Source organism: Pseudoalteromonas sp. SWYJZ19, from assembly GCF_015864375.1.
GTDB lineage: Bacteria > Pseudomonadota > Gammaproteobacteria > Enterobacterales > Alteromonadaceae > Pseudoalteromonas > Pseudoalteromonas arctica.
In genome coordinates this window covers 13058-29650 of the sequence record NZ_JADYXI010000024.1, presented here as the reverse complement: position 1 = coordinate 29650, position 16593 = coordinate 13058, and the positions used below count along the sequence as shown (strand labels likewise).

Genomic DNA, 16593 nt, shown 5'->3' with positions numbered 1-16593 from the left:
CATGTCTGAGAATTATGACTCGTCGAGTATTAAAGTACTTAAAGGATTAGACGCAGTAAGAAAGCGTCCTGGAATGTATATTGGGGACACCGATGATGGCACAGGCTTACACCACATGGTGTTTGAGGTCGTTGATAACTCGATCGATGAAGCCTTAGCAGGTCATTGTGATGATATTTATGTAACGATTCACTTAGACGGTTCTGTCTCAGTACGAGATAACGGTCGTGGTATTCCAACTTCTATCCATGAAGAAGAAGGCGTATCAGCAGCCGAAGTTATTATGACGGTACTTCATGCCGGTGGTAAGTTTGATGATAACTCTTATAAAGTATCAGGTGGCTTACACGGTGTTGGTGTTTCTGTTGTAAATGCACTTTCAGAAAAGCTAAAACTTACAGTTCGCCGTGAAGGTAAACTTCATGAGCAGTTTTACACTATGGGTGTTCCAGATGCACCTTTAGCTGTTATTGGTGAATCGGACACGACTGGTACAGAACTGCGTTTTTGGCCAAGTGGTGAAACATTTACAAACTTAGATTTTCATTACGAAATTTTAGCTAAGCGTTTACGCGAGCTTTCATTCCTAAATTCAGGTGTGAGCATCATTTTAAATGATGAACGTGAAGAAAATAAATCTGACCACTTTAAATACGAAGGCGGTATTCAAGCTTTCGTTGAATACTTAAACCGTAATAAAACACCTATACATAAAGGTGTATTCCATTTTACTCACGAACGTGAAGAAGATGGTATTAGCGTTGAAGTATCAATGCAGTGGAATGATGCATACCAAGAAAATATTTACTGTTTCACAAATAATATTCCACAACGTGATGGTGGTACTCACTTAGCCGGTTTTAGATCAGCGCTAACACGTACACTTAATAACTACATGGAAAAAGAAGGCTTTAACAAAAAAGCTAAAACAACCAGCAATGCTACCGGTGATGATGCCCGTGAAGGCTTAACGGCTGTTGTTAGTGTTAAAGTTCCGGATCCTAAGTTCTCATCGCAAACTAAAGACAAGCTTGTTTCAAGTGAAGTTAAGTCTGCAGTTGAACAAGCAATGGCTGAAAAATTCACTGAGTTTTTATTAGAAAACCCAACTGATGCCAAAATTGTTGTAGGTAAGATTATTGATGCCTCACGTGCTCGTGAAGCGGCGCGTAAAGCCCGTGAAATGACACGTCGTAAAGGTGCAATGGACTTAGCAGGCTTACCTGGTAAGCTAGCTGATTGCCAAGAAAAAGATCCTGCCCAATCTGAACTATATATAGTGGAAGGGGACTCTGCTGGCGGATCAGCCAAGCAGGGACGTAACCGTAAAAACCAAGCTATTCTTCCGCTTAAAGGTAAAATCTTAAACGTAGAAAAAGCACGTTTTGATAAAATGTTATCTTCGCAAGAAGTAGCAACACTAATTACTGCATTAGGGTGTGGTATTGGTCGTGACGAATATAACCCTGAGAAATTACGTTACCACCGTATCATCATCATGACCGATGCGGACGTGGATGGTTCTCACATTCGTACGTTACTATTAACATTCTTCTATCGCCAAATGCCTGAAATTGTAGAACGCGGCTATATTTACATTGCTCAACCACCACTTTATAAAGTGAAAAAAGGTAAGCAGGAGCGTTATATTAAAGATGACCCTGCATTAGTTGAATACCTAACATCGCTTGCTCTTAATGGTGCAGCGTTGTATGCAAGTACAGATGCACCAGCTCTTGAAGGTGAGGCACTAGAGTCAATAGTTCACGATTATCAAAACACAGTTAAAGTAATTGAGCGTTTAAAGCGTAAATACCCTAACACGGTAATGGAACGCTTAATTTATCAAACAGAATTGAAAACTGATGACCTTTCTGACGAAGCTAAAGTAATTGCTTGGACTAAAGTGTTGGTTGACGACCTGATTGCACGTGATGAAGATGCGACTATTTTCCATGCTGGTACAGAGCATGATGCTGAGCGTAATATGTATTACCCGGTTGTGAATATTCGTCAGCACGGTGTAGATAAAGCACACGTACTTCATTATGACTTTATTGCGTCACGTGACTACCAACGCATTGCTGTGACTGGTACTAACATCGCAAACATCCTTAGCGAAGGTGCATATATTCAACGTGGTGAGAAAACAAAACCTGTTGATAACTTTGTGGATGCTTTGGAATGGTTGATCACAGAATCGAAGCGCGGGATCTATATTCAACGCTATAAAGGACTGGGCGAAATGAACCCAAGCCAGCTTTGGGAGACCACAATGGATCCTAGTGCTCGCCGTATGTTACAAGTAACGATCGAAGATGCTGTTGGCGCGGATCAATTATTTGCGACCTTAATGGGTGACCAAGTAGAGCCTCGTCGTGAGTTTATTGAAAAGAACGCACTACGTGTAGTTAACTTAGACGTGTAAAAAATATTGCTTACATAGAAAAAGGAGCCTAATGGCTCCTTTTTTATTTTCTTCAATTACACAAACTGCTTAAAACCTGAGTGTACACACGGTATACTAAGGGTAATTTTCACGCTACTTCTTAGATAGTAAAAAGCCAAATATGCAAAAATATGACGTAAAAACCTTTCAAGGTTTGATCCTGGCTTTACAGGATTATTGGGCGCAGCAAGGCTGTGTCATTATTCAACCACTTGATATGGAAGTGGGCGCAGGGACATTTCACCCGCAAACTTTTTTAAAGTCTATTGGTCCAGAGCCAATGGCGAGTGCATACGTGCAACCGTGTCGTCGTCCTACCGATGGTCGCTACGGTGAAAATCCAAATCGCTTACAACACTACTACCAATTTCAGGTGGTTTTAAAGCCATCGCCAGATAACATCCAAGAGCTTTATTTAGGCTCTTTAGCGGCTATGGGTATCGATACACTAACTCACGAAGTTCGCTTTGTAGAAGACAACTGGGAATCACCTACGTTAGGTGCGTGGGGCCTAGGTTGGGAAATTTGGTTAAACGGCATGGAAGTAACGCAGTTTACCTACTTCCAACAAGTTGGTGGTATTGAGTGTTCACCAGTAACGGGTGAGATCACTTACGGCCTAGAGCGTTTAGCAATGTACATTCAAGGCGTAGATAGTATTTACGACTTAGTATGGGCAGACGGTCCACTAGGGCGCGTAACCTACGGCGACGTGTTCCATCAAAATGAAGTAGAGCAGTCTACTTACAATTTTGAACACGCAAACGTAGAAGACTTATTTGCTCAGTTCGATAAATGTGAAGCAGAGAGCCAAAAGTTAATTGAAGCAAACTTACCACTACCGGCTTACGAGCAAGTAATGAAAGCATCGCACGCATTTAACTTACTAGACGCACGCCACGCAATTTCGGTAACCGAACGTCAACGTTATATTTTACGCGTTCGTGCGTTATCAAAAGCGTGTGCACAAAGTTACTATGACAAACGCGAAGCGCTTGGTTTCCCGCTGTGTAAGGATAAGTAAGTATGTCAGCACAAAATTTATTAGTAGAAATTGGCACAGAAGAGTTACCACCAAAAGCACTGCGTAAATTAGCAGAAGCGTTTGCTGCAAACTTAACTGCAGAGCTAGAAACATTAGAGTTAGCACACCAAGGCGTAAGCTGGTATGCATCGCCTCGTCGTTTAGGTTTACAAGTAAAAGCGCTTGAAGCTAAGCAACAAGACAAAGAAGTTGAAAAACGTGGTCCAGCTACTAAAGCCGCATTTGACGGTGACGGTAATCCAACAAAAGCAGCAATGGGTTGGGCACGTGGTTGTGGTATTGAAGTAAAAGATGCACAAACACTTGAGACTGATAAAGGCGCATGGTTATTGCACATTGCTAAAGTAGCAGGGCAAGAAACCAAATCGCTAATGACAGGTGCAATTACTAAAGCGTTAGCTAAATTACCAATTCCTAAGCCAATGCGTTGGGGCGCGAATAAAACACAATTTATTCGTCCTGTGCATACAGTCACTATTTTATTTGGTGATGAGCTACTTGAAGGCGAGATCCTTGGTAAGAAAATAACTAACCAGCTTCAAGGTCATCGTTTTCATCACCCAGAAAAAATTAGTATTAACCATGCAGACGACGTTTTTGACGTACTTAAATCGGCTTACGTTATTGCCGATTACGAACAGCGTAAAGCACAAATTCGTACGCAAATAGAAGAGGCTGCAAAAGCAGTTAACGCTGTTGTTGCAATGGATGAAGATTTACTAGAAGAAGTAACATCACTTGTAGAGTGGCCAGTTACTTTAACGGCAACATTTGAAGAAGCATTTTTAGATGTACCAGCCGAAGCGTTAATTTACACCATGAAAGACGATCAAAAATATTTCCCGTTATTAGATCAAAACGGCAAACTTTTAAATAAGTTTTTGTTTGTATCTAACATCGAAAGTAAAGATCCAAGCGTCGTTATTTCTGGTAACGAAAAAGTAGTACGCCCACGTTTAGCTGATGCACAGTTTTTCTTTGAAACAGATAAAAAGAAAACTCTAGAAAGCCGACTAGAATCGCTTGATAGCGTATTGTTCCAAAAGCAACTTGGTACGCTTAAAGATAAGTCTGCGCGTATTAGTGAGCTTGCAGGTTATATTGCTGAGCAATTAGGTGCTGATAAAGTACTAGCAGAGCGCGCTGGTCTATTAAGTAAAACAGACTTAATGACTGAAATGGTAATGGAATTTACCGACGTGCAAGGTGTAATGGGAATGCATTACGCTCGCCATGACGGTGAAGCCGAGGATGTAGCCATAGCGCAAAACGAGCAGTACATGCCACGCTTTGCAGGCGACAACTTACCTACAAATTTAATTAGCTGCGCAGTAGCGATTGCTGATAAGTTTGACACGCTGGTGGGTATTTTTGGTATAGGCCAAGCACCTAAAGGTGACAAAGACCCATTTGCTCTTCGTCGTGCTGCTATTGGTGCACTTCGCATTATGGTAGAAAAAGAACTACCACTTGATATTTTAGACCTAGTAGCTAAATCGCAAACATTGTTTGGCGACAAGTTAACTAACTTAAATGTATCAGCTGATGTATTTGAATTTATGCTAGGGCGCTTCCGTGCTTGGTATCAAGACGAAGGTATTGAAGTAGACGTAATTCAAGCAGTGCTTGCACGTCGTCCGACTAAACCTGTTGATTTTGATCGCCGTGTTAAAGCTGTGAGCCACTTCCGTACATTAGACGCAGCAGAAGCGCTTGCAGCAGCTAATAAGCGTGTAGGTAATATTCTGGCTAAAAACGACATTACCAGCCAAGGTAGTGTTGATGAGAGCTTATTAAGCGACGACGCTGAAAAAGTATTAGCATCACAAGTAGCAAAATTTGCCACTGACCTTGCACCACTTTACGCAGATGGAAACTACCAAGAAGCATTAAGCCAATTGGCAGGTATTCGCGAAAGTGTTGATAACTTTTTTGACAACGTAATGGTTATGGCCGACGATGAAGCTGTTAAGCAAAATCGTCTTGCGCTGCTAAGCCAGTTAAGCGGATTGTTTTTAGGTATTGCAGATATTTCTGTTTTACAAAAATAACACCGATTAGCAATTTTAAAAGCCAGCGTTTTGCTGGCTTTTTAGTTTTCACTGTATGCAAAGGAAACCCATTGATGATCTCCATAAAACGAATTTTAACCTTAGCAATTGCTGGTTTACTTACTGCTTGTACTAGTCAAATTTCGATTAACGATGTATTGCCACAACAAGAGCTAGATAAAACAATTTACCTAAGAGGCGACTTTACGCTTTGGGATGCTGAACCTCAGTATCAATTTATGCCAGTAGGTACTGCGCTTTATCAAGCTGAAGTAAAGTTTTCTAGCCCAGGTAAAGTGTACGAATTTAAAATAGCAGATGCCGATTTTAGCGAAGGTTACAACTGTGGTTACAGCGACGCACAACCAGCAGGGCAAAAACTAACACTCGGCCAACCTGCTATCGCAGACTGTAATACTATTTATAACTACTTTAGCTACACGCCAGCGATAAAAGGCACATACATAGTAAGTATTGATTACAGTGACTACGACAAACCACAAGTGACGATAACGAAGAAATAAACTCCAACTACAATGAGGCTATGTATGAAAAAGGAATTATGTGTACAAAAATTAATTATTGAAGGATTGCATGGTGTTTATTCCTATGACCTAGATTTTAAATCGAACTTAAATATATTATATGGGGAAAATGGCTCAGGTAAATCTACAGTCCTGCACATTATAGCTAACATTCTCAATTGGGATTTTGCAAAGTTTGTTAGCTTAAATTTTCAATATATATATGCATTTTTTGATGATCAAAGCTATATAGAAATTATAAGATTCAAGGACGATAATGACGATGATGCACACTTCTTTATTACTGGCGGTTATAAAGATAGTTCAGAAAAGTTGAACTTTAGCGAGTCAGAGGCGATCGATCTATTAAAAGGGGTAAACAAAGATAGGGGCATAATTACTTTTGAAAAGGAAATAACGCATCCGTTACAAAAACGAATAGATAAATTTTGTCATCAAACAAGACTAAAAAAAGTGAATACGTCTTACTTTCCTGCTTTTAGAACTATGCTTGAGGCTTGGAGTCATAAAAAATCGCCAAATCAGGTTGAAAGTTTTGCTAGAGAGATTTTTGGTCACTTTTTACCTCAACTAAATTATCCAACACCAGTTTTTGTTGAGGAGAGTTTAGGACGGCAATACCATCGAGCACTGTACAATTTGAGTGAGAAGGAAAATGAAATATTTTCTGCTTCGTTCTTAAAAATGTTATCTAAAGTAACAAATAAGTCATCTGTTCCGATTCATGATGCTATTAATACTATCGAGAAGTTTGAATTACATTCTAAGAAATATCTCAATTCTATTAGTTTAGAGTCATCATCTAAAATTAATGCGATTTTAGAGAGTGTTAAAAATTTATGTAAAGAAGAAGCTGAGGGAGAGAACGATTCCTTGTCGGGTGCATTAGAAGTTTATCTAGAAGCATTAGAGGAGATAAACTTATATAAATATAATTTATTCTCAAAAATAGATACATTTATTAACAACGTTAACTTTTTCCTGAAAAATAAAAAGTTAAAGTGCTCAATCGAACCTTTAGATGAAGATAGAGAGAGTTCGAATACAAAGCTAGCATATAGCCGAGTTCGAGTCGGTTTTGACGTTGGTACAAAAGAGCTGTGTAAATCTATAGACCTTTCTTCGGGAGAAAGGCAAATATTGACAATGCTTTGGGCTGTAAATCAAGTCGTTGATAATACAGTAGTATTAATTGATGAACCTGAAATTTCCTTGCATATTGATTGGCAAGAAGATTTAATAAAAAAAATGGGAGATGGTCTAAAAAGTTGTCAACTCATTATCTGTACACACTCTCCGGCAATTGCTGCTGACTATGATGGCTACATGCAAGAAGTAAAGCCGACTTTACTTAAGCACGGTAAATAATTATGTTAAGTAACAGCGCTAATGATATTCCTAATTACATCGCGAAAGTAAGGATTAGCAATCGAAAAAGAGTATTGGTCGAAGGTCGAGATGATAGATCTCATTTAACTAATTTGCTTGATGTCCTTTTGGAGGAGCATTCAATAAAAATCGATGTGGCCGAGGATATTAAGGGTGATTGTCGAGAAACCTCCAAAAATAATAGAGCAAAAATAGATAAAGTGCATGAATTGTGTCGGGAGTCTGAACCCCATCAAAACTTGTTTTATTTAATCGATCGTGAATTTTATGGATTTGAAATTGATGATAAAATAAAGGATATTTTGAATGGTGAGCATGAAACTATAGGGAATTATAATAGAACGGTAGGCCATTCTTTTGAAAACTACTTTATTGATTTTGAGCTTATTTCTGATGCATATAAATACTTATGTGGCTCTGAGTATAAAAAACCAGCAATCATACTTTTCTCTGCATTATTTCCAGATGCTTTAAAAATAATTACAGCCCTTAGTTTTGCTTCGAAAGATATAAATAAAGCAACATATTCAATAGGTAATATCAAATGGGAAGATTTTGAAATAATAGATGAAAAATTATTTTTTGATATAGCTAAATGGTCAAATAATACAGATAACGCCTTATCTGCTCCTTTTCAGGATGCGTACAATAGATATCTCCCTTTAGTGAATAATACTCCTGACTATATATGTAATAATGTTTGCAGAGGGCATACAGCTATGATTTTTATTCAGCGTATTTTTTCAAAATGTTTATTCATTGTAGGGGAAGACAAAGATTTAGCTTTACGACATGCCAATAATTTTTCTTCTATTAAAGAGCATGCAATTTCAAGTGCTCTTTCTGAGGCTTGGGTTCGAAAGGTTAGTTTAGGAAGTATGAACTATCCAATAAAGTTAATAAATGCTTTCATATAAGTCCTTTCTTCACCACATATCTATACGGTGCTTCTTCTGCATCTTTAGCCACCAGCGTATGATCCATAAACGTACAAAAGCTCGGAATGTCGCGAGTTGTTGACGGGTCATCAGCAGTTATTAATAACGTTTCACCATCACTCATTTTACGAATAGCAGCACGTACCATCATTACTGGCTCTGGACAGCGAAGGCCTATGGCATCTAATTGGTGATCGGGATTATCAAAGCTCATAATAAATTGACCTGTTTAATTAAAGTGATTGCTGCGTACGCGAGTGCTTAGGTATAGCAATTAATAAGTTTGGCAGTTTAACGCAATTTCAAGTGTAATTTAACTATTTTACTTATCTTAATATGCCCATTTTATTTGAAACTTTATTGCTTCAAAAGACTTTATTTAATAATACGCCCGATCACATAATTACGCTGTTACATGCTTGTTTGATAAAGGGTCGTTTTCACTTAATTAAAGCTAATAAAAAAGGCGAACTGAATAAAATCAGTCCGCCTTTTTAATCACCAAGATGGTTTTACATGTTTAAAACTAATTAGTCTTGAACACGTTCAAATACAGTGGCAATGCCTTGGCCTAAACCAATACACATAGTTGCTAAACCGTATCGTACATTTTTATCTTCCATTAAGTGAATAAGCGATGTGCTAATACGCGAACCCGAACAACCCAGTGGGTGACCAAGTGCGATTGCGCCGCCATTTAAATTCACTTTTTCGTCAACAACATCCATTAACCCTAAATCTTTCATTACGGGTAATGATTGTGCTGCAAAGGCTTCGTTAAGCTCTACTACGCCTAAGTCATCAATTGTAATACCGGCTTGAGCAAGTGCTTTTTTACTTGCTGGTACTGGGCCGTAACCCATAATTGATGGATCGCAACCAGCGACTGCCATTGCTTTAATGCGCGCACGAATTGGCAAGCCAAGTTCTTTTGCTTTTTCTTCGCTCATTACTAACATTGCAGATGCGCCGTCAGAAAGTGCAGAAGACGTACCGGCTGTTACCGTACCCGATGCAGGATTAAATACAGGGCGAAGCTTTGATAGGCCTTCTACTGTTGTTTCTGGGCGAATTACTTCGTCGTCTTCAACTAATATAAGCGAACCATCTGCTGCGTGACCTTCCATTGCTAAAATTTCGCGACGAAAACGGCCTTCAACAGTTGCCGCTTGTGCACGTTGATGTGAGCGGTAAGCAAATTCATCTTGTTGCTCACGGCTAATGCCATGAAGCGTAGCAAGGTATTCTGCTGTTAAACCCATTGAGCCCGATGCTTGTGCAATCGTTGTTGCAAGGCCTGGGTGAAAGTCGTTGCCGTGAGTCATAGGTACGTGACCCATGTGCTCAACACCACCAATTAGGTAAGTGTCGCCAGCGCCTGTCATTATTGCGCGTGCAGCGTCATGCAATGCTTGCATTGACGAGCCACATAAACGGTTAACCGTTACAGCAGGTACGCTGTGTGGGATACCGGCAAGTAATGCTGCGTTACGTGCTACGTTAAAGCCTTGCTCTAATGTTTGCTGTACACAACCCCAATAAATATCGTCAATTGATGCTGGATCAACTGCTGGGTTGCGATCAAGTAAGCCTTTCATTAAATGTGCGCTTAAGTCTTCAGCACGTTTATGTTTGAATACACCACTTTTAGAGCGACCCATTGGTGTGCGGATACAATCTACAATTACTGGATTATTCATGATATTAACCTTCCATCTTATAGAAAACACGACCTTCTTCGGCCCACTTGCGAGTTTGCTCAGATACTTGGTAAATCGCACCTAGGTGAGCGTATTTGTCTGCTGCTGCAACAAAGTTGGCTAAACCAGTTTGATCTAAGTAACGGAACGCGCCGCCTCTAAATGGAGGGAAACCAACACCGTAAACTAATGCCATATCTGCTTCTTGCGGCGAGGCAACTATGCCTTCTTGCAAACACAGTAGCACTTCGTTAATCATTGGAATCATACAACGGTCGATGATTTCTTGTTTATCAAATTCTTTTGGTGCGTCTGTAATTGGGCTTAATAGCTCAACTGCTGTCTCGTCATGAGACTTTTTAAGACGACCGCGACGATCTGTTTCGTATTTGTAAAAACCGGCTTTGTTCTTTTGACCAAAACGTTTTTCGTTGGCAAAAATAGTCACAGGGTCTTTATCAGCACGAGCCATACGCTCAGGGAAACCGTCAGCCATTACGCCAGTACAATGGAACGCTGTATCAATACCTACAACATCAAGTAAGTAAGCCGGACCCATAGGCCAGCCAAATACGTTTTCCATTACTTTATCTACTTTTGCAAAGTTAGCGCCTTCAACCACTAATTTGCTAAAACCTGCAAAGTAAGGGAATAAAACACGGTTTACAAAAAAGCCTGGGCAATCGTTAACAACAATTGGTGATTTACCTAATTTAAGCGCGTAATCAACTACTGCATTAATTGTTTTATCTGAGGTCTTAGCACCACGGATAATTTCTACTAATGGCATTTTTGGCACTGGATTGAAAAAGTGCATACCACAGAAGTTTTCTGGCTTATCTAGCGCTTGTGCTAGTAAATCAATACAAATAGTCGATGTGTTTGAAGTAAGTACAGTGCCTTCTGGCATGTTCTTTTCAAGATCAGCGAGTACTGCTTGCTTAACTTTAGGGTTTTCTACAACGGCTTCAACAATAATGTTGGCGCTTTGTAGGTCTGAATCGTTAAGTGTTGGTTTGATTTTGCTAAGAGTTGCCAACATTTTTTCCATTGGCATGTGGCCACGCTTAACTTTTGCACCTAATAACTTAGACGCTTCACCCATACCTAAATCAAGCGCATCTTGTTGGATGTCTTTCATTATAATAGGTGTGCCTTTATAAGCAGACTGGTATGCAATACCGCCGCCCATAATACCTGCACCTAATACAGCTGCTTGTTTAATTTCTACATCGCTGTGCTTAGCAAATTTACGTGCTTTACCTTTAATGTATTGGTCAGCTAGGAATATACCTGTTTGAGCTGCTGCTTCTGGTGTACGTGCTAATTTAGCAAAGTTGGCATTTTCGATTGCCATTGCTTCATCGCGAGTACAGTTTGCCGCTGCTTTAATAGTACGTACAGCCATAACCGGTGCAGGATAGTGGCCTTTGGTTTTACCCATTACCATACCTTCTGCCATAGCAAAGCTCATGCCTTGCTCAACACGGTTTAATTTAAGTGGCTGTAGTTTTACGTTACGTTTTGCTTGCCAATCTAGCTTGCCAGCAATCGCAAGTTCAAGCGTTGATACACTTGACTCTAAAAGTTTGTCAGTACTAACTACCGCGTCAAACGCACCTACTTTAAGGGCATCTGCTGCGCGATTTTCTGCGCCAGAGGTAATCCACATCATTGCGTTATCGGCGCCAATGATACGTGGTAAGCGCACTGTGCCACCGAACCCTGGCATTATGCCAAGCTTAACTTCTGGTAGGCCCATTTTAGCTGTTTCGCTTGCTATACGATAATCGGTAGCAAGTGCCCACTCACAACCACCGCCAAGTGCCATGCCGTTTATAGCGGTTAGGGTTGGGAATGGTAAATCTTCGATTGCATCAAAAACGTCTGTTGCATTTTTGATCCACGTTACTAATTCTGCTTCTGGTTTAGTAAACGTTGGTAAAAATTCGAAGATATCGGCACCAATAATAAAGTGCTCTTTATCACTGGTAAAAATCATGCCTTTGATATCAGTATTAGCGGCTAATTCTTTTAATGCTGCCGCGCAATCTGAAAGAGTTTTTTGAGATAATGTGTTTACAGAACCTGCAACACAAAACTTAAACTCGGCGATGCTTTCCTTTAGGAAGCTAACTTCAAAGGAATCGCTTTTATATAACATTATTATTCTCCCTAGTTGACGAACTAAGACTGGTACGATGAGTTTGCATTTCAATCAGTGTGCTTGCTTTAAATTAAAAATGCAACGAAAAATTTAACTCGGTTACAATCGACTGGTTAAAATATAGCTGGTTTGGTGCTAAGGTGGTTGAAAAGTTTTTATTCACTACTTTAATTTTTTATTAAAGGACATTATGAAAAAATATTTATTAAGTGTTGCGGCAGCTGCATTCATTTTCCCTCTTTATTCTGCCGAGGCAAGTATCGATAACGAGGCATTTTTAGATGCCGAAAAAAAAGTAAGGTACGGAAGCTACCAAGACTTTAAAGAAGCGGTTAGTGGCTTAAATCATCCGTTGAAACCTTACGTTGAAAAAACATATTGGCAGCGCCATCCAAATATTAAGTATCAAGCAGAGATAGAAGACTATTTAAACATATATCAACATACTCCGCTTGAGTGGCCGGTACGTAAAGCATGGTTAGAGTATTTAAAAAAGAAAAATAAAAAAGCAGCTTATATTCGTAATTACCGTGAAACGTCTAATACTGGGCTTACCTGTACTTATTTAGATTTTCAGCTTGATTTGGGCGCACCTGAAAAAGCAATATTTAATCAGGTAACCGACCTATGGGCTGTGGGTAAGTCGCAGCCAAATGAGTGCGATAGTTTATTTTCACAGTGGCGTAAAAAAGGCTACATGAAAGAAGAAACCGTTTGGAAGCGCGTTACACTTGCTGCTGATGGCGGTACGCAAAGCTTACTACCTTATTTAAAAACGCTGTTACCTAAAAATGAAAGCTACTTAGCAGATTTATATTTAAAAGTACGTAAAGATCCAAGCGCTGCAGCTGGATTATATAGATATAAAAATAAGTCAGCTAAAGAAGGCCAAATAGCACTTTATGGTGTTAAGCGTTTAATATGGCGCGATAAAGAGCTTGCTTTGAAGGCGTGGGAAAAGTTAGAAAAAATATTTAAGTACAGTGATGAGGAAAAAGCGGGTGTGTATTACACTTTTGCATTGTCGCTTGCTTCAAGCGGGCATAAACAAGCGAGCTTTTGGCTAAATAAAGTGCCAAAAGAGCGACTAGACAGCAAGCTTATTCAATGGCAACTGGGCAATATGCTCAAAACCCAAGATTGGGAAGGTATCGCTGCGTTTTTTACAGGTAAAGAAAACTTAAGCCTTGGCCAACAATATTGGTTAGCTTACAGCTATGCAAAACGTGGTGAGCAACAAAAAGCCGACGACATTTGGAAAACCGTAGCGGCTAATCGTGATTATTACGGCTTTTTAGCAGCTGCGCGTTTGGGTTTACCTGTTGATTTAAATAATCAACCTTTAGCAGTCGATAAGGTGCTTGTAGATAAAGTAAGGAATGCACCAGGTTATAAGCGCGCAAAAGCACTTTACGATATTGAGCGCTTTACGTCGGCGCGCCGTGAGTGGAATTATTTAACGGATACGTCTAGCGATGAAGAAAAGCTAGCAGCATCACAACTATCTACCGATTTAGGTTGGCACGACAGTACTATTTTTACTTTAGCAAAAATTAAAGCGTGGGATAACGTAGAGCAACGTTTTCCGTTTGCGTTTCAAGATGTTTTTGAGCGCTACAGTAAACGTAGCAAGATAGATGTTGCCTGGAGTATTGCTATTGCAAGGCGCGAAAGCTCTTTTGCGCCAGATGCACGCTCGCATGCTAATGCACGTGGTTTAATGCAGTTATTACCTAGTACTGCTGAGTATGTAAATAAAGGCAGTGTGACAAGTAGTCGTTTATATCAACCTAAAACAAATATTAGGTTGGGTACGAGTTACTTACAATACTTAAAAAAGAAAAACCATGGCAATGAAGTGCTGGCAACAGCTTCTTATAATGCGGGTTATCACCGTATAAAGCGTTGGTTACCTGATGACGCTATTCCGGCTGAGTTATGGGTAGAGCTTATTCCGTATCGCGAAACCCGTGATTACGTAAAAAATGTATTTGCGTACAGACAGGTTTACCATACAAGAATGGGCCGAGAAGGTAATGTATTAGCGCCGCTACTCGAAATGAAAATGGGCGATTGAATATATGATACCAATCGACCAATCGACCAATAACTTAACACGATAGGTATAGGTATTAATAAGGGGGATGTTTACATGTTAAATATCCCCCTTTTTTGAGCGCTTAGTGTTTAAGTGGTAGACTCAGAGCAAGTTAAATTTAACAGATGGATTAACAATGGATAAATTAGCCGTTTTATACGCCGAACATATTGCAACACTGCAACAGCGTACTCGTACAATTTGTAATAGCGAAGGGTTAGAAGGATTAGTAATTCATTCAGGCCAAGCTAAGCGCCAGTTTTTAGATGATATGTATTATCCATTTAAAGTTAATCCACAGTTTAAAGCGTGGTTACCGGTTATTGATAATCCTCATTGCTGGATTGTGGTAAATGGCAGCGACAAACCAAAACTAATATTTTATCGTCCAGTAGATTTTTGGCATAAAGTACCAGACGAGCCTCGCGACTTTTGGGCTGAGTACTTTGATATAGAGCTATTACTTCAGCCTGATCAAGTTGAAAAGTTATTACCATACGACAAAGCTAAATACGCTTACATGGGCGAATATATTGAAGTAGCGCAAGCACTTGGTTTTAGTATTATGAACCCTGAGCCTGTACTTAACTATTTTCATTACCACCGCGCTTATAAAACGCAGTACGAGCTTGAATGTTTACGCAACGCTAACCGCATTGCAGTAGATGGGCATAAAGCTGCGCGCGATACATTTTTTAATGGCGGCAGTGAGTTCGATATTCAACAAGCGTACTTAATGGCTACACGTCAAAGCGAAAATGAAATGCCGTACGGCAACATTGTTGCGCTTAACGAAAACTGCGCTATTTTGCATTACACGCATTTTGATCCAAAAGCGCCACACACGCATAACTCATTTTTAATTGACGCCGGTGCAAACTTTAATGGTTACGCTGCTGATATTACCCGAACTTATGATTTTAAAAAGCAGGGTGAGTTTGCTGAGCTTGTGCAAGCTATGACGGTTCAACAAATTGAATTAGGTAAAGGTTTAAAGCCGGGTATGCTTTATGGTGATTTACACGTTGAATGCCATAACCGTATAGCACAAATTCTAAGTGATTTTAAAATTGTTAATTTACCTGCTGAGGAAATTGTTGAGCGTAAAATTACCTCTACTTTCTTCCCGCATGGTCTAGGGCATCACCTTGGTTTACAAGTGCATGATATGGGCGGCTTTATGAGTGACGAAAAAGGCACTCATCAGCCATCGCCAGAAGGGCATCCGTTCTTGCGTTGTACTCGTCGAATAGAGAAAAACCAAGTGTTTACCATTGAGCCAGGCTTATATTTTATTGATTCACTGCTTGGTGATTTAGCGCAAACCGATAATAAGCAATTTATTAATTGGGAAAAGGTTGAGTCATTTAAACCATTTGGCGGTATTCGTATTGAAGATAACATTATTGTTCACGAAGATAGCTTAGAGAATATGACACGAGATTTAGCGCTCGATTAATTCTAGTTAACACTAATTAGTTTATACACGTTAAAATACGTACATTATTTAAAGGGGCCTTTTGGCCCCCTTTTTACAAGTTTAAAATATGTCTGAATATAAATATCCCGCTACTGACGTTTTTCATCAAGAAGAAATTAAAAAAAGTACGTTTATAGTTCACATTGCACATACCCCCGATTTAAATTCAGCTAAAGCATTTATTAAAAGCATTGAAGAAAAGTATAGCGATGCGCGTCATAACTGCTGGGCACATGTGGCAGGCAACCCCGGTGGCAGCCATGTTTATGGTTTTTCGGACGATGGTGAACCAAATGGCACTGCAGGAAAACCTATGTTAAATGTGCTGGTGGGTTCAGGCCTTGGCGAAATCACAGCTGTTGTTACACGTTACTTTGGCGGCATAAAATTAGGCACGGGCGGGTTAGTACGTGCTTATGGTGGCTCATTAAATAATGCATTAGTAAAATTGCAAACGGTACTTAAAGTTCCCAGTGTTGAAATTACAGGGAGTAGCGAGTACAGCATGCAAGGTGCGATTGAGCAGTTATTAAAAACAAAGTATCAAGTGCTTAATATTGATAAGCAATTTACTGCTAATATTGAATGGGTGATTACAATAGATAGCCGCGAAGCTCAGCAAGCAATCAAAGATATTTTTGATTTAAGTCACGGCGCAGTTGAGTTAACTATTAAAGAGTAATAACCTACACAAATTGCATGTAATGCATACTGACCCTATTTAATTTGGT

12 protein-coding genes are annotated in these 16593 nt (G+C 39.6%); 9 read left to right on the top strand and 3 right to left on the bottom strand.

The window, feature by feature from the left end:
* Position 1 precedes the first annotated feature (1 nt).
* The 6 genes from gyrB (at position 2) to I6F45_RS18450 (ending at position 8396) form a co-directional block, all read left to right on the top strand.
* Positions 2–2428: a DNA topoisomerase (ATP-hydrolyzing) subunit B gene (gyrB, locus tag I6F45_RS18475; protein ID WP_165729275.1), complete on the top strand. Its 2427-nt coding sequence runs from the start codon at positions 2–4 to the stop codon at positions 2426–2428.
* 142 nt (positions 2429–2570) lie between these two features.
* Complete coding sequence (glyQ, locus tag I6F45_RS18470; protein ID WP_007584197.1) at positions 2571–3473, top strand: glycine--tRNA ligase subunit alpha; 903 nt, start codon at positions 2571–2573, stop codon at positions 3471–3473.
* A gap of 2 nt (positions 3474–3475) precedes the next feature.
* Positions 3476–5545, top strand: coding sequence for a glycine--tRNA ligase subunit beta (glyS, locus tag I6F45_RS18465; RefSeq protein WP_197161615.1), 2070 nt, complete (start codon positions 3476–3478; stop codon positions 5543–5545).
* Positions 5546–5619: 74 nt separating this feature from the next.
* Positions 5620–6069, top strand: coding sequence for a hypothetical protein (locus tag I6F45_RS18460; protein WP_197161612.1), 450 nt, complete (start codon positions 5620–5622; stop codon positions 6067–6069).
* A 24-nt stretch (positions 6070–6093) separates the two neighbouring features.
* Positions 6094–7458: an AAA family ATPase gene (locus tag I6F45_RS18455; RefSeq protein ID WP_197161609.1), complete on the top strand. Its 1365-nt coding sequence runs from the start codon at positions 6094–6096 to the stop codon at positions 7456–7458.
* A gap of 2 nt (positions 7459–7460) precedes the next feature.
* The gene (locus I6F45_RS18450) at positions 7461–8396 is read left to right on the top strand and encodes a DUF4435 domain-containing protein (protein ID WP_024592277.1); all 936 of its coding nucleotides are present in this window, start codon (positions 7461–7463) and stop codon (positions 8394–8396) included.
* Here I6F45_RS18450 and tusA read toward each other — a convergent pair.
* The 3 genes from tusA to fadB all read right to left on the bottom strand — a co-directional run bounded on the left by tusA (position 8389) and on the right by fadB (position 12281).
* Positions 8389–8631 carry a sulfurtransferase TusA gene (gene tusA / locus I6F45_RS18445; protein ID WP_024592278.1) on the bottom strand — a complete coding sequence of 81 codons (243 nt, stop codon included), beginning with the start codon at positions 8629–8631 and terminating at the stop codon, positions 8389–8391. The two genes, I6F45_RS18450 and tusA, sit on opposite strands and share 8 nt — an antisense overlap.
* A gap of 316 nt (positions 8632–8947) precedes the next feature.
* Positions 8948–10117, bottom strand: coding sequence for an acetyl-CoA C-acyltransferase FadA (gene fadA / locus I6F45_RS18440; RefSeq protein WP_007584192.1), 1170 nt, complete (start codon positions 10115–10117; stop codon positions 8948–8950).
* A 4-nt stretch (positions 10118–10121) separates the two neighbouring features.
* Positions 10122–12281, bottom strand: coding sequence for a fatty acid oxidation complex subunit alpha FadB (fadB, locus tag I6F45_RS18435; protein WP_197161606.1), 2160 nt, complete (start codon positions 12279–12281; stop codon positions 10122–10124).
* A gap of 193 nt (positions 12282–12474) precedes the next feature.
* Here fadB and I6F45_RS18430 point away from each other — a divergent pair, with 193 nt between their 5' ends.
* From I6F45_RS18430 to I6F45_RS18420, 3 genes are all read left to right on the top strand, one after another.
* A complete protein-coding gene (locus I6F45_RS18430) occupies positions 12475–14361 on the top strand; it encodes a transglycosylase SLT domain-containing protein (protein ID WP_197161602.1) in 1887 nt (628 codons plus the stop codon).
* 157 nt (positions 14362–14518) lie between these two features.
* The gene (pepQ, locus tag I6F45_RS18425; protein ID WP_197161599.1) at positions 14519–15841 is read left to right on the top strand and encodes a Xaa-Pro dipeptidase; all 1323 of its coding nucleotides are present in this window, start codon (positions 14519–14521) and stop codon (positions 15839–15841) included.
* Positions 15842–15929: 88 nt separating this feature from the next.
* The gene (locus I6F45_RS18420; RefSeq protein WP_008171987.1) at positions 15930–16544 is read left to right on the top strand and encodes a YigZ family protein; all 615 of its coding nucleotides are present in this window, start codon (positions 15930–15932) and stop codon (positions 16542–16544) included.
* Positions 16545–16593: the final 49 nt, after the last annotated feature.